The sequence below is a fragment of the Planktothrix sp. PCC 11201 genome (assembly GCF_900009135.1).
Taxonomy (GTDB): domain Bacteria; phylum Cyanobacteriota; class Cyanobacteriia; order Cyanobacteriales; family Microcoleaceae; genus Planktothrix.
On the sequence record NZ_LT797701.1, the window covers coordinates 686,829 to 706,242 of the forward strand.

General features: G+C 39.6%; 21 protein-coding genes. 13 read left to right on the forward strand and 8 right to left on the reverse strand.

Annotation, left to right across the window (positions count from 1 at the left end; genetic code table 11):
- Positions 1-487: 487 nt before the first annotated feature.
- The 3 genes from PL11201_RS13290 to PL11201_RS26495 form a co-directional block, all read right to left on the reverse strand.
- Complete coding sequence (locus tag PL11201_RS13290) at positions 488-670, reverse strand: ribbon-helix-helix domain-containing protein (protein ID WP_079679304.1); 183 nt, start codon at positions 668-670, stop codon at positions 488-490.
- Positions 671-894: 224 nt separating this feature from the next.
- Positions 895-1,952 (reverse strand): IS630 family transposase gene (locus tag PL11201_RS13295; RefSeq protein ID WP_144017631.1). Its coding sequence is split into 2 segments (ribosomal slippage): positions 895-1,557 and positions 1,560-1,952, totalling 1,056 coding nucleotides; the frame shifts between segments, so codons are not numbered across the junction.
- A 181-nt stretch (positions 1,953-2,133) separates the two neighbouring features.
- A complete protein-coding gene (locus PL11201_RS26495; protein ID WP_159451540.1) occupies positions 2,134-2,307 on the reverse strand; it encodes a hypothetical protein in 174 nt (57 codons plus the stop codon).
- 173 nt (positions 2,308-2,480) lie between these two features.
- Here PL11201_RS26495 and PL11201_RS13300 point away from each other — a divergent pair, with 173 nt between their 5' ends.
- From PL11201_RS13300 to PL11201_RS13320, 5 genes are all read left to right on the forward strand, one after another.
- Positions 2,481-2,663, forward strand: a complete 183-nt coding sequence (locus PL11201_RS13300) for a CsbD family protein (RefSeq protein ID WP_079679306.1) — start codon at positions 2,481-2,483, stop codon at positions 2,661-2,663.
- Positions 2,664-2,893: 230 nt separating this feature from the next.
- The gene (locus PL11201_RS13305) at positions 2,894-3,160 is read left to right on the forward strand and encodes a hypothetical protein (protein ID WP_079679307.1); all 267 of its coding nucleotides are present in this window, start codon (positions 2,894-2,896) and stop codon (positions 3,158-3,160) included.
- Between the two features lie 5 nt (positions 3,161-3,165).
- Positions 3,166-3,432, forward strand: coding sequence for a hypothetical protein (locus PL11201_RS13310; RefSeq protein ID WP_144017746.1), 267 nt, complete (start codon positions 3,166-3,168; stop codon positions 3,430-3,432).
- Positions 3,429-4,103 (forward strand): hypothetical protein, encoded by a 675-nt coding sequence (locus tag PL11201_RS13315; RefSeq protein WP_144017747.1) that lies wholly within the window; start codon positions 3,429-3,431, stop codon positions 4,101-4,103. The genes PL11201_RS13310 and PL11201_RS13315 overlap by 4 nt, the downstream gene beginning before the upstream one ends.
- Positions 4,104-4,465: 362 nt before the next feature.
- The gene (locus tag PL11201_RS13320) at positions 4,466-7,111 is read left to right on the forward strand and encodes a DUF3854 domain-containing protein (protein WP_079679310.1); all 2,646 of its coding nucleotides are present in this window, start codon (positions 4,466-4,468) and stop codon (positions 7,109-7,111) included.
- 63 nt (positions 7,112-7,174) lie between these two features.
- On the opposite strand, the gene PL11201_RS13325 is transcribed toward PL11201_RS13320, so the two are convergent.
- Together PL11201_RS13325 and PL11201_RS13330 are read right to left on the reverse strand one after the other, a co-directional pair.
- Positions 7,175-7,474: a site-specific integrase gene (locus PL11201_RS13325; protein ID WP_144017748.1), complete on the reverse strand. Its 300-nt coding sequence runs from the start codon at positions 7,472-7,474 to the stop codon at positions 7,175-7,177.
- A 122-nt stretch (positions 7,475-7,596) separates the two neighbouring features.
- Positions 7,597-8,667, reverse strand: coding sequence for a hypothetical protein (locus PL11201_RS13330; RefSeq protein WP_079679312.1), 1,071 nt, complete (start codon positions 8,665-8,667; stop codon positions 7,597-7,599).
- Between the two features lie 926 nt (positions 8,668-9,593).
- On the opposite strand from PL11201_RS13330, the gene ltrA reads away from it, so the two are divergent.
- From ltrA to PL11201_RS13355, 5 genes are all read left to right on the forward strand, one after another.
- Positions 9,594-11,306: a group II intron reverse transcriptase/maturase gene (gene ltrA, locus PL11201_RS13335; RefSeq protein WP_079678194.1), complete on the forward strand. Its 1,713-nt coding sequence runs from the start codon at positions 9,594-9,596 to the stop codon at positions 11,304-11,306.
- 214 nt (positions 11,307-11,520) lie between these two features.
- The gene (locus PL11201_RS13340) at positions 11,521-12,009 is read left to right on the forward strand and encodes a DUF29 domain-containing protein (protein WP_079679314.1); all 489 of its coding nucleotides are present in this window, start codon (positions 11,521-11,523) and stop codon (positions 12,007-12,009) included.
- Between the two features lie 82 nt (positions 12,010-12,091).
- Positions 12,092-12,343: a DUF2281 domain-containing protein gene (locus PL11201_RS13345; RefSeq protein ID WP_079679316.1), complete on the forward strand. Its 252-nt coding sequence runs from the start codon at positions 12,092-12,094 to the stop codon at positions 12,341-12,343.
- 3 nt (positions 12,344-12,346) lie between these two features.
- A complete protein-coding gene (locus PL11201_RS13350; RefSeq protein WP_079679318.1) occupies positions 12,347-12,769 on the forward strand; it encodes a type II toxin-antitoxin system VapC family toxin in 423 nt (140 codons plus the stop codon).
- A 5-nt stretch (positions 12,770-12,774) separates the two neighbouring features.
- Positions 12,775-14,022, forward strand: a complete 1,248-nt coding sequence (locus PL11201_RS13355; protein ID WP_079679320.1) for a bifunctional folylpolyglutamate synthase/dihydrofolate synthase — start codon at positions 12,775-12,777, stop codon at positions 14,020-14,022.
- Positions 14,023-14,101: 79 nt separating this feature from the next.
- Here PL11201_RS13355 and PL11201_RS13360 read toward each other — a convergent pair whose 3' ends face one another.
- Positions 14,102-14,755 (reverse strand): SH3 domain-containing protein, encoded by a 654-nt coding sequence (locus PL11201_RS13360; protein ID WP_079679322.1) that lies wholly within the window; start codon positions 14,753-14,755, stop codon positions 14,102-14,104.
- 39 nt (positions 14,756-14,794) lie between these two features.
- Positions 14,795-15,796, reverse strand: a complete 1,002-nt coding sequence (gene pheS, locus PL11201_RS13365) for a phenylalanine--tRNA ligase subunit alpha (protein WP_079679323.1) — start codon at positions 15,794-15,796, stop codon at positions 14,795-14,797.
- Positions 15,797-16,397: 601 nt separating this feature from the next.
- On the opposite strand from pheS, the gene PL11201_RS13370 reads away from it, so the two are divergent.
- Both PL11201_RS13370 and surE read left to right on the forward strand, forming a co-directional pair.
- Entirely contained in the window at positions 16,398-16,709 is a 312-nt protein-coding gene (locus tag PL11201_RS13370; protein WP_079679325.1) for a hypothetical protein, read from the forward strand.
- A gap of 71 nt (positions 16,710-16,780) precedes the next feature.
- A complete protein-coding gene (surE, locus tag PL11201_RS13375; protein ID WP_079679327.1) occupies positions 16,781-17,575 on the forward strand; it encodes a 5'/3'-nucleotidase SurE in 795 nt (264 codons plus the stop codon).
- A 220-nt stretch (positions 17,576-17,795) separates the two neighbouring features.
- On the opposite strand, the gene infC is transcribed toward surE, so the two are convergent.
- Entirely contained in the window at positions 17,796-18,329 is a 534-nt protein-coding gene (infC, locus tag PL11201_RS13380) for a translation initiation factor IF-3 (RefSeq protein WP_026785810.1), read from the reverse strand.
- 152 nt (positions 18,330-18,481) lie between these two features.
- On the opposite strand from infC, the gene PL11201_RS13385 reads away from it, so the two are divergent.
- The gene (locus PL11201_RS13385; protein WP_079679605.1) at positions 18,482-19,411 is read left to right on the forward strand and encodes an alpha/beta fold hydrolase; all 930 of its coding nucleotides are present in this window, start codon (positions 18,482-18,484) and stop codon (positions 19,409-19,411) included.
- Positions 19,412-19,414 lie beyond the last annotated feature (3 nt).

The following is a 19,414-nucleotide window of genomic DNA, read 5'->3' on the forward strand; positions in this document are numbered from 1 at the left end:
CCGCCATTGACACCCTAACCCAAGCCCTAACCCTACCTGCTAACACAGGGGGTGCTATCAAAAAGGAAATCAGAAAAGCTCTGGATAAACTGGTAGAACTCAATAGTCTATAAATTTTTCATGCGATAAATAAATAAAAGCTGGTATAGCTGGTAAAGACTCCCTCTATGTAAGGGTTCAAGCTGGTACACTACCCCCTAACAAGCTGGTAACTAACCTGGGTAAAGCTGGTAAAAAAAATAAATTTAACTAAAATAGCTGTGTAGGCCGTGTAAGAAAATTGAAAGTATTGATATATAAGGGTTATAACCTTACACAACCCCCTTACACAACCCAACACAATCCCCCTAACCAGTTTTATCCTAAATAGCTTGTAACCATTATCCCGTAAGCATTACAGCATTTACACAGCCTACACAGTGAAAATAATCAAAAAAGAACCCCTTGATAGTTAGTCAGGGGTTTTAATGTTTGGGGTGATGGTGGGTTAGTTATCCTTTTTTACTGTGATTACATTCTGATTATTTTTTTCTCTAACCGCAGTTTCAAGGATGTAGGTAGCAAGGGACGACAATGATCGCCCCTCTAGTTCCGCCCACTCCTCTAATTTTTTGTATATAGCATCTGCCATATATGCCGTTACCCGCTTTGTCACAACTTTAGTTTGCATAGCTTATCAGTTCCTATTTTGTCATGTATTCGTGTTGTTTACATACTTTAACACAAATAAGGGTTGCGTACAACGTGTATTAGTGTTATATTAACGAAATAACAAAACCCGTTAGTAGTTCCAAGTCGCCAAACTTCCCTACTAACGGGTACTCACCCCTAGTTATTAGGAGCATTTTTAATTAAGTAGGTGGGCGAGAAAATCAACAAGTATGTAACGAAAAGTTAACTTGGTTGTTGCTCCGAGTGAAATTTCATCCGTTGTGTGGTGTAGTTTCCTCTTTCTGCCCTAGCTTGAATACCATTAATTACCGCATAAGCTAGGTCTAATTCATCCTCAAATGTTTGTCCTGATAGTTCATCTTTTTTGAGATGTTGCCACTCTAATTCAATCGGATTCATTTCGGAACAATATTTAGGTAAACAGAAAATATACAAACCCATACTTTCCCATTTTGGCCAGAGTTTTTTCACCTCATGGCATTGATGTATCGGGCTATTATCTTGGACAATAACTCTCATCCGTCCGGCTTTTTCAGCCTCTGTTGCTTCTTGTTCCATCATTTGGATATAACACTTGCGATTCACACCTCCAATCACCAAGCCGTAAACAAAACTGATTTGCTGTTGCAAAAACCCAATAATACTTAATCTTCGACCCCGACGATGTGTTTGTTCTAAACGTTTTTGTTCCCCTCTAAAATAATAGGTGTAACCCGGTTCACTCCACAGACAAAAACCCGATTCATCTAAATACTTTAAGTCAATTTCTCCAGCCGCAGCCGATAATTCCAACATCTCTAAATCTGCCTGTTTCTGAGCACGGACTATCGGATCTTGTTTTCCTTTGTGGCTCTTTCTGGCTCGCTTCCAATTCACCCCCTTTTTTTGAGCACCCGTCTTAATCTATCGGGACTCAATTTAATCGACCGTTCTTGTTCTAATTTTTGGGCTAATTGCTCAGAGTTGTATGTCCGGGGTTCTCTTCTGAGACATTCTTCTAAAAATACTAAGTCCTCTTCTTTCCACTTGGCTTTCCCCCCGCGACCTGGTTTTTCCCATAACCCTTCTAGCCCCAACTTTTCCCATTTGTGCAACACTTCTCTGACAGTCTGTGCCGTCCAATTGAAATAAGTTGCTATTTTTTCGACGTACCAACCTTGTGAGTTTAAGCGAATCACTTCGGCTCGGTCTTTAACTTTCTGTGGTATATCTGCTGTTCTCAGGTTGAACAGGGTTTTGTCTTGCTCACGAGTTAGAAATACCCTTAAACGAGCACCCATATTTTCATGACCTCGGTAGATTTCTTCTTCCTCTTTATTTATCTTTACATACTTTCGTTTCTTCCTGCCTACCTACTTAGGTTATGCCCAACTATTTTTCTGAGCTTCTAGGTATTATTATCTAGTCTGATCTTGATTCTTACCAGTTCTTGTTACTAAACGTTACACAAAAGAGTTAGATTTAGGCTTGAATGAGAAATTGACTAGCTGTTAAGGCAGGTTTATTGGTTAAGGTTAGGAATTGACCTCTGATAAGAAAATCTGCGACTGTGCCATTTTGATTGTAAAATAATCCTCCTGTTGCACTGTTATAAATAATATCGGCTGCCTTGAGACCTTGGAATTTGGGTTCCATCTGGGAAGGGATGAAATTCTATTCCTAATGGTATATCTTTCGTATGAATTGATAAAAACGGAATCAATTTATAAAAAGGCAACTACAATAAAAGTATGAAATTTGTTAATAGAGTTGTTAAGTCTGCTCGAATTAATAAATATCAAATTTAAAACCCGTAACTAGGAGCCGATATGAGCTTAAAAAATAGAGAAAAAGCCACCGCTAAAAATATCGCGGGTAAGGTTCAAGAAGCCGTAGGTAACGTGACGGGAGATCCTAAAGATCAGGCAGAAGGCAAGGAAAAACAAGCTGAGGCAAAGGTGATTCACACCATTGAAGATGTGAAAGATGAAGTCAAAGCCAAACTGGACTAAAAGACTGTTTGAACCTGAAATTTTACTATTTTTGACCCGTAAGATCGGTTTCAACTTATGGTGAAAACGATAAAAACCAAACACCTAAAATAGTGTGAAATTTCCGTTGACCGACTTTTACCAGAGAGTCTTGATCATCTGCCCCAGTTTAAAATAAATATTTTTTGGTAGATCTACCAACGAATAAAAAACTCAGTTAGTTGNCTACACTAACTAAAAAGGATTGTAACATGATTGTAACACAAATTGAAAGGCGCAAAATTGAGCTTTTTGTGTCAACAGATATCCCATTACCCGAATATCGTATCGGTCAACTGGTAGAAGTTTTTTCATCAGTTAGTTTGGATAACCCTAGCGAAAAGCGTTGGTTCCCAGCAAGGGTGACAGGTATGGAACACAGTTACAGCAAGTGGAGTTATCAAGTTCAATTTCTAAACTGTAGCGGTCAAGGTATTGAATGGGTCAACCCTGAAGATATGTGGCTATTGGAACCTTAACCAAAATGATCCAATTTTATCGCGTTATCGGGTTCTTTCTATTAGTAGCTAGTGGTGCAAGTTTAGTTAGTTTACTGGCATTATTAATCACCCAATTGAGAGAACTCTTTTTTATTATTTCCTTACTGTGTTCTATCGGTTTAGGAATTGCAGGGACGGTTATCTATTACCGTAAAACCGATGATAAAGAATGGGTCTTGGGTTTGGTGTTTATTATCGGTTTGGCTACCGCTTTATTATTAGGGGGTGTCATTCAATGGGTTACTCAGTGATCAATCCGTCTAGTAACGTAGAAGCAATAAAACAGAACTGGAAAACTCACCACTTAATTAACATTTTCCTGCTAACTACTTCACTCCCATTCTGGATTACTACCCCGTTTTTAACTCGTGACGTAAACGCTAACAATTGGCATAAGTTTTTTAGATTTACTTCTATAACCTACGCAGTTTTAGCGAGTGGCACTTCGCTCTACTTAACAACAAAGTTAGGAGAAATTAAGCCTAAAATTGACGCGATTAAAAAGCGTGAACAAGCCGAATTCAAACACAGTTTAGCTAGTGATTTATTCTTGGCTCAAGGGACAAATACCGCTATCGCACAGTTCATCCTTACCGACCGGACTACTTCCCTAACTTCCCAAGGTGTAAGTGACCCGGAAGTGACACTAGAAGCCGATACTACCGCTTTTAAAGAGGAAACTTCCGATACTTCCCAGACACCGGAAGTACCCACTTCCGACCTTCCTGTAAGTGGAAGTAAACCGGAAGTAGTGTTAAGTGTAGAAGCTGAGGAAATGTTTGAACTTGTAATTGATGCCTTAGAGGATGGTTACTCAGATACCAAAATAGTTGAGGAGTTAATGGGGTATAAAGGGAGAAGTTACAAAAAGGGTAAAAACGTATTAAACGAGATTAAACGTTTTATTGAGTTAAACGATTAATCATTTTTCGCAAAAACCCATTAATTAGTTTTTTACTCTAAATCAGTTATCAGTTGTCATTTAATTAAAAGTTGAAAGTGTACAGTAAGTGTAGTTAACCAGAGTGTAATAGGAAACCTTTAAGGTTTGGCTTTCCGTTCCCTAAACTTACACCCCCTAAAGTGTTGATACAGAATGCCTAAACCCTAGGGTTTACCCGTTCAAAAATAAACTTTTTTATTGTTGAAATTCTCTCGATAGTTATGCTATTTTCACAGGGAGTACCTTCTACAAGCGAAAAAGAGGCAACCCGTAAAAGCTACCTCTTTGAAGATACAAATAACAATTCAAATAGATTGACCATATAAAGGAATATTGATGATATGAACGCCTTCACCAAGAATGTAAACAAAACACCGATGAGTAGTGCTGATACAAATAATTATAGTACAACTCACCAAAAAGCGCAACAAGAAAAAGTAGCTAACGATGTTCTTACTCTTGAACATCTTGAATATCTACTTGATGAGCGCAATCTCCCCGCTAAATGGATAAAAGCTAATTTTGAGAGTTTGAAACAGAAAGAAGCTAAAGAGATGGGTTTCAGTGCGCCGTCTGACGGTATCCTCTTGAAATCGGCACTACCTAGCCTTCAGAGTCAATTTAGACCGAACAAGCCAAAAGTAGAGAAAAAAGCTGACGGTACGGAACGGGTTATTAAGTATGTCACTCCGTTCGGTTGTGAAATTGACGCAATGTTACCCATCCATCCTGATCACCCTAACTTCTGGACTGATACAGAGAGACTCAAGGATCATTGCTGGAAAATAGACGATCATCCTTGTTTACTCATTACAGAGGGTTTTATTGATGCTTTAATTCCTACGTCTCAAGGTATCCCTACAGTAGCGTTAACAGGCGTTGAGAACGGGTTAACGGGAAGTAAACACGATAAAGAGGGTAAACGCTATTTAGTACCCGTATTGCGATCTTTTGCAGAGCTAGGATTTGGTCTTATTATCGGTTTTGATGCTGATAGCAAAAATAACAAAAATGTAATTAACGCACAAAAAACTTTAGTTAAGAAGTTACAATTATTTGATACTCCAACTTACTCCGTTACAGCCTTGTGGGATATGATGCCAGATAAAAGTGATAAAGGTATAGGTGACTATATCCAGAAACACGGTATAAACGCTTTTAGACAGAACGTTCTAAGACGTGCCGAGCCTACTGAAAAATGGTTAGAAAGGATTGAACAACAGTTTAAAAAAGAAGGTACTCGCACAGGTAAACCTACACCCCAAACTATCGCTAAAGAGATTGCTGAGGAATATCAGCCTAACTGGAGATTCTCGGATAAAGAGCAGGTATGGCGTTTTTGGAATGGTAAATACTGGGAGAAAAAATCAGATTCTTATGTTGAAACCAGCGTTAAAGCAATCCTAGACAGTCGGGAAATAGAGTACAAGCGTTCGGCATTTATTACCGATGTAGTTAAACTGATTAAACTGGATTTAACTACATTTAAGTGGGAAACATTTGATAGGTCAAAATATATCGCTTTTGATAACGGAGTTTTAGAAGTTGAAACCAAGAAGTTATTACCACACTCTCAGGGTTACGGGTTTGTATCTGTTTTGCCTTACGAATACAACCCGCTTAAACCAGTGGAGACATATCAGTCAGTAATAGAAGCGTTAAAAACTGAATGCCCTGCTACTTACCAATTCATGACAACAGCAATGAATGGTGATGAAATAGGGGTTAAAAAACTCTTAGCTGTTATTAATTCTGTCATTACCTTTAAACTTTCTAAACTACAGATGTTTGTTCATTTCTGCGGTTTACCAGGTACGGGTAAAGGTACGATGACTCGGTTAATTCAAAAGTGCGTAGGAAAGAATAATTACAAAGGGTCAAACATTAAAAGTCTGTCTAAACCTGACGAAATTGCTAATATTATTGACAAGCAATTAGTTGTTTTACCTGATGAGAGAACAGATACAACAGTAGATGCAATACTGGGTTTAACAGGTAATGATGAAATGTCTTACCGTCAGTTATTTAAACAGGGTGCATCGGGGATATTTCTCGGTTCTGTTGTAGTAAGCTCTAACACCCCTCTTTTCGCGGGTGACACGGTTGGGTTAGATAGACGAACCTGTATGGTTTCATTCAATAATGCAATCCCTGACAACAAAAGAGATGGCAGTATTGAAGACTTGATGGATGCTGAAATTGCACAATTAATAGCGGTTTCGTTAATGTTATCTGACTCCGAAGTAACGACGCTAATCAGAGGTATTGGGGGCGCAGATATTCCATCGTTTGAATTGCACAAGTGGAGGCTAAAACTTCTATCTGATAGTGTTGCGTCCTTTTTTAACGAGATGATTGTCGTTGACCCTGACGGCAGCGTTTCCGGTGCTGACCTCTATAAAGGTGCTTATAGAGGGTATTGTGACGAGAACGGGTTAAAACCATTGGCTAACAACAAATTCCCCGAAAGGTTTAGTGAGTTACTGCGCGTCCTAGGGGTGAATGTTGAGAAGAAAAGCAAGGCTAACCGCGTAACTTGGTACGGTATCCGTTTGAGACGGGAATCAGAGGAGACGTTGACCTATGAAGAACAGTTAGAGGAGCAGGCCAAGCAGTCCGAACAAAGCAAGCAAAACGCTAAGGCTTCACCGGGCAATACCAGGTCAGATACCAGTTCAGTACCAGATGATGTACCTGCTCAAAGTCAGACAGAGGGGGAGTCTTTACCAGCTATACCAGCTTTAGAGGTAGATAATATAAATATAAAATCTAAACCAAAACCAGAAGGGTTTAAGGTTGGTGACAAGGTGATAGAGGTGACTCAAAAGACTGTTGATGGGTATAAGTGGTTTGGTGTCGTTGTCACGATAGAGGAACCCAGAAGGGGAGACATGGGGGGTATCTATAAGGTTATGTGGGATAACGCCCCAATCTCTGAGTTAATGAATAATGTGTACGAACATCAGATAGAACTCCATCAAGGTTAACAAATACAGGGGGAGTGAATCCCCCTGAAACGGTGTTACACTGTTTAAACTACTCTATCAAGACTACTGATAAATAATCCTTAAAATATTATCAACATCAGTTAAACTAAAACCATTATCCAATAACCGTTGTTTAGCTGTATCTATATCTAAACATTGGTTGTGTTTTTTATTGTGATTATTAATAATATCTAACTCTGTTTTTAAGTTTCTGCGCTTTTTATATGTACCTGTATTAGTGGTTTCACTATGACCCATTAATCTACTTCTGATAGTAGTATTAATTCCACACATTTCTAATAATTGATTATAAAGATGTCTGAAAGCGTACTTTTGAGTTATCGGACATTTATAATTTTTCATACGTTTACTAAAATTACCATCAAAACCATTAGTTATAGTTTCTGGTTTACTAAGCTGTTAATTATCTAAATTTTCGAGACGATCCAAGCCAGTAAGGGGTTTCAGCCTCTAAAATATACAGTTTAAATGCTCAACAGCTTATCACTTTTAGGATTATAAATCGGTAATAACGGATCACGTATTTTTAAATCATCCCAGAGATACTTTAAAGGCACTGGGTTAATCACTCTTAATCCTGTTTTTGTACTAGTTCCAAAATAAGTAAACTCACCGATAACTAAAGTACACTCAGGATTATTAACTTCATCAGTTATCGGGTAAACCGTTACATTGTCTTTAGTGAATGATTCAGTTAAATTTAAACTTGCAGCAATTTCAGAAGGTCTTAACCCGTATAATACGCAACATGATGCAACCCACAACCAACTACGTTTAGGAAATATTCGATCCTCTCTCTCTAATGATTCAATACTTTTATACGCTTCTTTATACCAACTTAAAAAATCATCTAAGCTGATAGATTGTTTTTCATTAAAAACCGTTTGCTGTGAATTAACGCTTTTAATCTGTTTAATTAATTTAATATTATTTGGGGTTAATTCAGCTATAGCTAACATTACCGACTTAGCATCCTTATATGATTTAGTACCAGGAGTAAAACTATCCCAAACGGTTTTTATATCTTCCCAACTAGGGTACTTACTCCAATCTGGAAACCGATGAAATACCACACCATAGACACGGTTAAAGCTATTCCAATCATTTACGCCACCCGGTGTACTTTGATCGCTAGTACGTTGCCTCCCAGTGTTCCTGTGCTTACCTTTAAAATAGTTATCCTTGATAATCTCGAATATTTGCTTATAAGTTAACCTGTCACTCTCTAGGGTATTGGTTTTGACCTTTATATTATCTTCGTACCAGTCCCAGAAATCTGATGACGTATTGTACCGTTTTAGGGCTTCTGCTACCTTGTAGGCTACGTCCACAGCCTCTAAGATACCCTTTTCAGTAAACGCTACACCTATGCTTTTGGTTGTACGGTTCCCAGTATCGGGGTTGTTGAACTGGATATACAGGTTATTGTCTTGCAGTTTGAGAGATACACCTTTAGGGCATTCCTTACGCTTGCGGTTGTAGAAGGTGATCAGATCGCTTAACTGGTTATAGACTCCGGTATTATCGCTACTCATTAGTTACTCAGTCCTTTATATAGGTTAAAAACTGAGTAAATATTGATAACGTAGTTATAAGGGTTTCAGACCATACCTAGGGTTCAAGTCCCACCGCCCCCATACCTAAAAGTTAAATATGATATAGCAATCCTATTTGAGTTGTGATAAAAATCTGTAGGGGTTGGGTCTTCCAACCCTCTTGGTGCTTTGGTTAAGTCTCCCAACCCCTAGGATAAAATATTATAACCCATACACGGATTGCTATAGCAGGCAACAGGTAAGAAAAGACTTCACTCTCTGGATTTGAGTATAATCTTATGTACTGTGCTGTAAAAATTATAAGTTGGTGCGATTCGTTTAACCTAAAATAAGTTGAAAGACTTATGGGACGGTTAACCCAGAACACTGGTGATAACTGATTACATTTATGGGTGAAATTCCGTGAATTAAGTCCCATCCCTCAAGTGCTGAGGTGAAAGCATAACCCCTAGTTTGCTTGGATAGCAACCATCAGATTAAAGCGGGGTTAAAAGGTAGAACTACTGGAAGCCAAATTTGGTAACTACCAAGCAAGAAGTCCATGCGTAGCATAAGCAAAGATGTGTTTGAACCATCGTTAGAATTGATGGTGTAATGGCTAAAATCAATATAAAAACTTGATTAACACCAAGCCAAAAGGCAAGGGACGCGGGCATAAGCAGTTCAACTTCTGACTTATAAGCACCGCCTAAGAAACCCGGTGGATAGCATCACGCTAAAGATTTCAAACCAATGTGTAATCGGAACGAAGTAACCCCTATATATCTCTGGAAAAGGTCGAAAACCAGTAAGTAGCTAACGAATGATATATAGGGGAGGGATGGTATCAAAAGCGAATGCCCTTGGTAATGCAAGGGATATGCTGACAGATGCTCGGTAATTCCAAAGAAATAGAACAAGTAGCAATGAATATATCTAAAACGCAGAACAATCTGACGGTGGAGTGGAAAGACCTTAATTGGCGCAAGCTAGAAAAGGTAACTTTTAAGTTGCAAAAGCGAATATTTCAAGCGAGTGAACGAGGCGATGTTAAAGCAGTTCGTAAACTTCAGAAGACCCTGATTAGGTCTTGGTCAGCAAAATGTATAGCGGTTCGCAGGGTAACACAAGATAACCAAGGTAAAAATACGGCAGGTGTGGATGGAATTAAATCTCTGACCCCAAAGCAACGTATAAACCTTGTAGGACGATTAAAGTTAACCAATAAAGTTAAACCAACTCGTAGAGTTGAAATACCTAAACCTGGTACAACCGAAACCCGTCCATTAGGAATACCCACAATTAATGACCGCGCATTGCAAGCGTTAGTCAAACTAGCGTTAGAGCCAGAATGGGAGGCTAAATTCGAGCCAAACAGTTATGGTTTTAGACCAGGACGTTCCTGTCACGATGCAATCGGAGCAATATTTAGCAGCATTAAGCAGAAAGAAAAATATATATTAGATGCTGACATTGCTAAATGCTTTGACCGCATTGACCACAAAGCGTTACTCTCCAAAATACACACATACCCTACATTAAGCCATCTACTGAAAACGTGGCTCAAAGCAGGGTACATGGACGGAAAAGAACTTTTTCCTACCAATGATGGTACACCACCGTGGGTCATTTCACCTCTACTTGCGAATATTGCCTTACATGGTATGGAAGAAAGAGTTAAGCAATACGCCGAAACTCTAAAAGGGGCAAAAACGATAAATCGTCAAGCCCTTAGTTTAATCCGATATGCTGACGACTTTGTAATAATCCATGAGGATATAAAAGTTGTCAAAAAATGTCAAGAGATAATTGCTGACTGGTTGAGTGATATGGGATTGGAGTTAAAACCAAGTAAAACAAAATTAACCCACACCCTCAATGAAATTGAGGGAAATGTTGGGTTTGAGTTCTTAGGGTTCCATGTTCAACAACATAAAATAGGTAACTACCGAAGTTCAAAAAAAACGAATGGAACACCGCTAGGTTTTACAACATTAATCACACCCTCAAAAGCTAAAATTAAAGCTCATCTTGTAAAAATAGCTGAAGTAATAGACACCCACAAGACCTCCCCACAAGCTGCTTTAATTAGCAAGCTGAATCCAATTATTAGAGGTTGGTCAAACTATTACTCAACAGTGGTTAGTAAAGAAACTTTCTCGAAAGTTGACAATCTAACCTATGATAAGTTAAGAGCGTGGGCAAGAACGAGGGGAAAAGGGAACATCAATAAAGACAAATACTGGCGAACAGTAAATGACAGGAATTGGTGTTTTAGTACAGAAAACGGATTAAAATTAATCGCTCATACTGATACGCCAATCGTAAGGCATATTAAAGTTAAAAGTGAAGCTAGTCCGTTTGATGGTAACTGGATTTACTGGAGTAAACGACGAGGCGAATATCCAGAAACTCCCAAAAGAGTGGCAACACTTATCAAGAAACAAAAGGGTATTTGTCTTCACTGTGGTTTGTATTTTACAAGTACAGACAAGGTAGAAATTGACCATATTAAACCAACAACATTAGGTGGAAAAGACACTTATGAGAACTGGCAACTTCTACACAAACATTGTCACGACACAAAAACGGCAAACGATGGTTCTTTAACTAAAAGTAATACAATTACCAATAGTTGAGAATTATGAAAATAACCCGTTTTGAATCGTACCTATAACAAAGGTGGTATTATCAAGGAGCCGTGTGAAGCGAAAGTTTCATGCACGGTTCTGAAGGAGAGGTTAGGGGGTAACTCCCTAATCGACTCTAACATAGGGTGCGTTTTACGCGCCTTTTTTGGTTATAAATCAATAGAATAGGCCCTAATCCTCTCAACTCTCAAAGGAGGTATCAATGGTAAGCTCCAAGCACCCTCAATTAGAATCAACACAAAATTCAAGCCTGTATGAACAAGATTTTTACTTATGGATTGAAAATACGGTAAATCAGTTAAAAACAGGGCAATTATTAGAGGTTGATTGGGGAAATTTAATTGAAGAAATCGAATCTATGGGACGCAGTGAAAAGCAAGCACTAGAAAGTAATTTAATTATTGTTTTACTACATCTATTGAAATATAAATATCAACCCGAACAACGTTCTAACAGTTGGTTATCTTCGATTTATGAACATCGTAGAAGACTGAGAAAAGCATTAAAAAGTAGTCCCAGCTTAAAACCTTACTATACAGAAGTATTTGAGGAATGTTATCAAGATGCCAGACAAGAAGCAGCCTTAGAAACGGGTTTAACTTTAGAAGTATTTCCTCTGGTTTGTCCGTCTACACCAGAAGCCACCCTCGATAGTGATTTTCTCCCCGATTCAATTAACGAGTTTATTTAGATTGAGTGATTTTCTAGTGGAGATATGTTATAATAAATTCAATATAGGAATTTTATATTATTATCAACTACAGGAGAAAATCATGACTCAAACTATTACTCAAGCAGAAGCCATTATCGAGATAATTAAAACCTTATCGCTTCCACAACAGGAGGAAGTGATTAATTTTATTGAATTTTTGCATTTTAAAGCCCAAAAACCAGAAATTCAACCTCCAGAAGCAGAACAACAACCGATTTCAGCCTATGAAGCGGCTAAAGAGTTTGCAGGTTGTTTAGATGGTGGCCCTTCTGACCTTTCGACTAATAAAAAGTATTTACAGGGGAATTGGTAAAAAATGAGAAATAAGATTTTGTTAGATACAGGGCCATTAGTATCTTATCTAAAACGCCAAGATCAATATCATAGTTGGGCAGTGACTGAATGGGGAAAAAGTCAATTGCCATTATTCACTTGTGAAGCAGTTATTTCTGAAGCGTGTTTTTTGCTCCATAGAACCTATGGAGGAGAGGAAGCTGTCATTGCTTTATTAAAATCGGGAGTGATTAAAATTCCCTTTCATTTAACAGAAGAAATTGAAGCTATTGGAAATTTAATGCAGCGTTATCAGAATGTACCGATGTCTTTAGCCGATGCTTGTTTAGTCCGAATGAGTGAATTAATTCCAGGAAGTTCGATATTAACCTTAGATAGTGATTTTAGAATTTATCGCAAAAATCAGCAGGAAATAATTGATTTAATAATTGCTGATGAGATCTAAATAATATGGAAAAGTTTTTACAAAAATATCAACAATTTAGTATTCATCTCGGTTTGGAACGGATTAAAAACCTACTAGAACGCTTAGGAAATCCGCACCTAAATGTTCCGATTATTCATGTAGCCGGAACGAATGGTAAAGGTTCGGTTTGTGCTTACCTATCTTCTATTTTATCACAAGCGGGTTATCGGGTTGGACGCTATATTTCTCCCCATTTAGTTGATTGGACAGAACGTTTATCAATTAATCAACAACCGATTGCACAAGCGGATTTTTTACAAGTTTTACAACAGGTAGAAAATGCCATTCTCCCCGATGAAGTTCCCCCCACTTTATTTGAAATTGTCACCGTTGCAGCTTGGGTCTATTTTGCTCAACAAAAAGTAGATATAGCAGTCATGGAAGTAGGTTTAGGGGGACGTTTAGACGCCACCAATGTTTGTGATCATCCCTTGGTTAGTGTGATTACTTCCATTGGTTTAGACCATCAAGAATACCTGGGGTCAACGATAGCAGAAATTGCCTTTGAAAAGGCGGGAATTATTAAACCTAACTGTCCGGTGGTTGGGGGGATTTTACCCTCAGATGCTCAACAAGTCATTCAACAACGAGCGACGGAATTAAACGCTCCGGTAACTTGGGTTAAACCTGCGGTTTGGGTCAAGGCAAATGGTGGGCAACAAACGGCTAATTATCAAGGGTTAGAATACCCTTTACCCCTATTAGGAAATATACAATTAATTAATTCGGCGATCGCGATCGCTACTATCCAAATCATCCGTCAAAAAGGATGGCAAATTTCCGAAAATTCCCTAATTCAAGGCCTAGAAAAAGCCCAATGGCCAGGACGCCTGCAATGGATGACCTGGAAACAGCATCGCCTATTAATTGATGGAGCCCATAACCCTGCCGCCGCCATTGCCTTACGTCAATATGTAGATAGTTTAGAGGTTTCATCTATTAGTTGGGTGATGGGAATGTTATCGACAAAAGATCATACTAATATTTTTCAAGCCCTATTAAGACCCGGTGATCAATTATATTTAGTTCCTATTCCTAATCACCCCCATGCAGACCCCCAACAGTTAGCAACCCTAGCTAAAAGTTTATGTCCCGATTTAAAGTTTTATCAAACCTATCCCACATTAATTTCAGCTTTAGATACTGCCATTCAAGATGAAAATACCTTACCAATTCTCTGTGGATCATTGTATTTATTAGGTCATTTTTTTCAACTTCTTCAAAAAACTTGAATCCCGTTATAACCTCTTTGTGCCTTTCTGGTTAAATAGAGTTAAATATAGAGAGACGCGCCATGGCACGTCTCTACTATTATCGACACATAATTAAAGTATTAGCCGAGATATATCCATCCACAGGCTCACTAATTCCCACCCAATCGCGTTTTTCCCCATTCGGATCAGGAATTAACTTATAATTCTGCATCAGTCTAACTCTGGCTCCTGAAGCCACACTCCCAACTCGGTCAGAAAATCGCGAGGGTTTTTCCCGTACCACAACCCCATTCGGTGCGGCGGCGAAATCGACTTGACGACACAGACCTACGGGTGTTGTTGTTGGGGGTTTGGGTTGTTCGACTTGACCTGAACAGTCCTGTAAATTTCCACTTCTATCAGGAAAACCATTAGAAATATAACCCTTAATTGGGGCAGAAATTTCTACCCAAGTGCGACCATCCGGGCCACGAGTCCCGCCAGAATTATTGGCTAAAGTTACTTCCGTTTTAAACCCCACACCCCCGACCACCGGAGAAGTCGGAGTCGGGCGAGAATGAACTGCTAACCCCTGTTGTTCTCCAATAACGCGACACAAACTAGAACGGTTTTGAGCGATTTGTGTTTCAGAATTTGTTGTCGGGGGTTTAGTATGTATCGTTGCTAAAGTGGGTAATTGACTCCCCATCACCGCTAATACAACTAATGCTAAAACCCGAAAAGACCGACTCCTCAATACAAAATTATTCATTGATTTCACTCCTCATTTAATCCCACACTATTTTAACAATTAGAACTGACGTAAAAAGCGTAAATCGCTGGCATAAACCCGCCGAATATCATCAATTTGATGTAAAACCATGGCAAACCGTTCAACACCAAAACCCGCCGCAAATCCCGTATATTTTTCCGGGTCATAGCCAGCCGCTTTTAACACATTTGGATCAACCATGCCACATCCTAACACTTCTAACCATTTTCCCTGCCATTGTAAATCCACTTCAGCCGAGGGTTCAGTAAAGGGGAAATAACTCGCCCGAAACCGCACGGGTAAATCCCCGAACATTTGGCGCAAAAACTCTTTAATTGTGCCTTTTAAATCGGTAAATTGTAGGCCTTCTTCAATGGCTAACAGTTCAATTTGATGGAACACGGCCGCATGGGTCGCATCCACCGTATCCCGACGATAAACCCGACCCGGGGCGACAATGCGGATGGGGGGTTGGTGTTCTTCCATGTAGCGAATTTGCACCGATGAAGTATGGGTTCTTAATAAATTACCATCGGGTAAATAGAAGGTATCCTGCATATCCCGGGCGGGGTGGTCGGGGGGAGTATTTAGGGCTTCAAAATTATAATAGTCCGTTTCCATTTCCGGGCCAGAAGCAACGGTATATCCCAACCCAACAAATATATCCAAAGCCCGATCAATAATGCCATTCAGGGGGTGAATTCTGCCCTGAGAATGATAGACCCCCGGCATGGTAACATCTAGGGTTTCTGATTGCAGTTGGGCTTCGAGTTGGGCGCGTTGGAGGGCGGTGCGTTTATCCTCTAAACCTGTTTCTAGGGCTTTTTTGACCTCGTTGGCTACCGATCCAATGCGAGGGCGATCGCTGGGGTCGAGTTTTCCCATGGCCCCGAGTACGACGGAAACTTTGCCTTTTTTGCCTAAATAGTTAATTCGCAACTGTTCTAATTCTTCTAGGGTTTGAGAAGTGGCGATCGCCTCTGTTCCCTCAATGCGCAGGTCTTCGAGTTGGGTTTCTAATTCACTAAGTTGAGTTGCCATAGCATGATTAATAGACGGTTTAAATGGGGTAGAGGATTAAATTTTCCTGCTTTTGCTGAGTGTAGCTTAATTTGTTCCCTTTTTCTCAGTAGTCTTTTGTTAAAAAAGCGGTTCAAAAAATAGAAAATTATCTTCGATTTTTATTTTTTGCCTAATGATACCGACAATAATTTTGAAAAAATCCCTTGAACAAAGGGAATTAAAACCAAGGCTTTAGGTCGGATTTTAACTTGATAATGCTCTAATTTTTACAATGGCTAGAAGCAGAATTTTGAGCGGGAGATAAAGTTACTTCCCATCCCGATTCATTCCACCAATTTACTCGTTTATTCGGCTATATCCAAAAATCTAGTTGTTTGATTAAACCATTTTCAAATATAAGTTTGGGCAACATTGGATAGCTACTATCTTAGGTTTTGTTAGTAAGTCTAAATGGATTGTAACTACAAATAATTCCGAGATTAATTCTAACCCCGGGCCAAGATTCTCCGGTCAGGGCGAGGAGAATCTTGGGATTTATACCTATGATTTAGGCTGGCTATATTTAACACATCTTGAGGATAAACTGCTATAATATTTGAAGTTGTAAATCCAAAATCCCATGATTCAGGAACAAAAATTATTAGAAAAGTGGCGTTCTTTACCTCAAGAAAAACAACAAGAGGTGATTGATTTTGTAGATTTTTTGACGACTAAAATAATCCTTTTAAATAACCCAAGTTTATCCGATCAAAGCCCATTAAATTCGGTTGACACAGAACAAACAGAAACGCCAAAAGCCTCATCATATTTAGGAATAAAATTGCAACAAATCCGAGAAAAAATTATTGACTCTGGTGTTCCATTATTGAGTGCAGAAAATGTAGAAATAGAAAAAGCAAATCGGCGGGGTGGATATCAGGATACTGAATAAAAAACTAATCTTGATTCACCCTCAAAATTGTCCTGAAAGTATATTTTTCCTCTCTTAATCAATTTAACTCAATGAAACTATTAATTAGTAATGATGATGGGGTTTTTGCCCAAGGAATTCGCAGTTTAGCCAATGGTTTAGCCCAAGTCGGGCATGATGTTACCGTGGTTTGTCCCGATCAAGAACGCTCGGCAACGGGTCATGGTTTAACCTTACACCATCCCATCCGCGCTGAACAGGTAGAGGATGTGTTTGCCCCGTCCGTAACGGCTTGGGCCTGTTCTGGAACCCCCGCCGACTCCGTAAAAGTGGGGCTATTTGGGGTGATGGAAACCCCGCCGGATTTGGTTTTAGCCGGAATTAATCATGGGCCGAATGTGGCCACGGATATTCTGTACTCCGGTACGGTTTCAGCAGCCATGGAAGGGTTAATCCAAGGTATTCCCAGTATTGCATTTAGTTTAGGGAGTTATTCCTCCCGGGACTTTCAAGCGGCGGTGGAATTTGCCCAACAGTTAATTCACACCTTAGAAAAACATCCCCTACCCGAAGCAATGTTACTGAATGTTAATGTTCCCGGTGTTCCATCTCAAGATATTCAGGGGGTGAAGATTACCCGCCAAGGAATTCGTCGTTATTTGGATATTTTGGAAAAACGCATTGACCCCCGGGGAAAAACCTATTATTGGTTAACTGGAGAATTAATGGAAGATGTAGAACTCTTAAATGAACCCTCAGACTTGGATGAATGGATCACGGATGTTCATGCTTTACGTCAAAATCTGATCACCATTACCCCCCTACAATATAACCTTACCCAGATTACAGAGTTACAAAAATTACAAACCTGGTCGCAGATGTTATAGCGCTAGGGAACAGGGAACAGTAAATTATAACTAGGTTACAAGGTTTATTATTGTCAAACACCTTAATTGGTAGTGCTTTAAGCATTCACAGTTAAAGTCCCCCTTGTTAGCAAGGGGGATGGAAGGATTTCCAGTTTCGGCTGTCATTAGAGGTTTGGTGTTGAAGCCTACACCCCAAGGCAACCGAACCCTGAGAAGTCAGCCATTCAACACCTGAATTCTACTTTTTGGGTGAGAGCAACATCATCATGCTGCGTCCTTCTTGTTTGGGTTCCTGTTGCACCTCAGCCAATTCTTGTAACTCAGAGGCCATACGTTCCAGGAGGCTTTTGGCGAGGTGACTGTGTTGAATTTCCCGACCACGGAACATAATGGTGGCTTTGACTTTATCCCCCGATTGCAGGAAGCGTTTGGCTTGATTGACGCGCACTTTGTAATCGTGTTCGTCAATGATGTAGCGCATCTTGACTTCCTTAACATCAACGGTGTGTTGTTTTTTCTTGGCTTCTCGAACTTTCTTTTCCTGTTCGTACTTGTATTTGCCGTAGTCCATAATCCGACACACCGGGGGGTCGGCTTTGTCACTAACCAATACTAAGTCGAGTTCTTTTTCCTCCGCCATCCGCGAGGCTTCCCGGGGGGTGAGAATCCCCAACTGAGAGCCATCTGCGTCTATAACCCGGATTTTAGGAAACCGGATATTTTCGTTAATTGGAGGCAAATTGCGATTGATTTTTTTATCGGTCACAGGCATTAAAGAAGTTTGCAAGCGATTAAATATGATGGTGATATGGTTCTACAGTTTCCTATTGTACTCATTCCCATCGATATTCTGTTCCAAATTTAACCTAAATTCCATAAAGGTTAAGATGATCGATATAAAGTTATGTTGTGATCGGAGGACATTTGTTAAGTTCCGCAAGCTGGCAAGACCAAGTAGGTTGTCAACGGGATTGGATTTGGCGGGGTTGGCGGATTCGTTACGCCTATAGTCGGCCCGGTTTGTCCCTATCTTCTCGTCCCAGTTACCCGATGTTATTTTTACATGGATTTGGGGCTTCGATTGGACACTGGCGATACAATTTGGCTGTGTTGAGTCAAACCCATACGGTTTATGCTTTAGATTTATTGGGTTTCGGCGGTTCGGAAAAAGCGATCGCCCCCTACAATACTCAGTTATGGGTAGATTTAGTCTATGACTTTTGGAAAACGTTTATCCGAGAACCTGTAATTTTAGTCGGAAATTCGATTGGGTCTTTGGTGAGTTTAATGGTGGCATCCCAAGACCCTAAATTGGCAAAGGGATTAGTTTTAATTAGTCTTCCTGACCCGGGATTACAATTAGAAATGTTACCGCCTTGGGCAATTCCTGTGGTGGAAAAAGTACAAAATGTTGTGGCTTCTCCTCCGGTTTTAAGGTTATTTTTTGCCTTAGCGCGTCGTCCGAGTTTTATCCGGCGTTGGGTAAAGTTAGCCTATAATAATCCCGATGCGATTACCGATGAATTAGTTGATATTTTGGTGACTCCAGCCCTGGAAAGGGGGGCGGCGCGGGCTTTTTGTTCGATTTTAAAAATGATGGGAAATCCCCGTCTTGGCCCAACGGTTAAAAGTCTATTTCCCCAGTTAACGGTTCCTATTTTGTTAGTTTGTGGTTTACAGGATCGTTTAATTCCAGTTAAATTTGCCAACCCTCGTCAATATTTACAATATTACTCTCAATTAAAATTAGTGGAATTGGAAAATGCCGGACATTGCGCCCATGATGAATGTCCAGAGCGGGTAAATGGGGAAATTTTAACCTGGATGAATGAAAATTTTGATGACTACTGCTAGAGT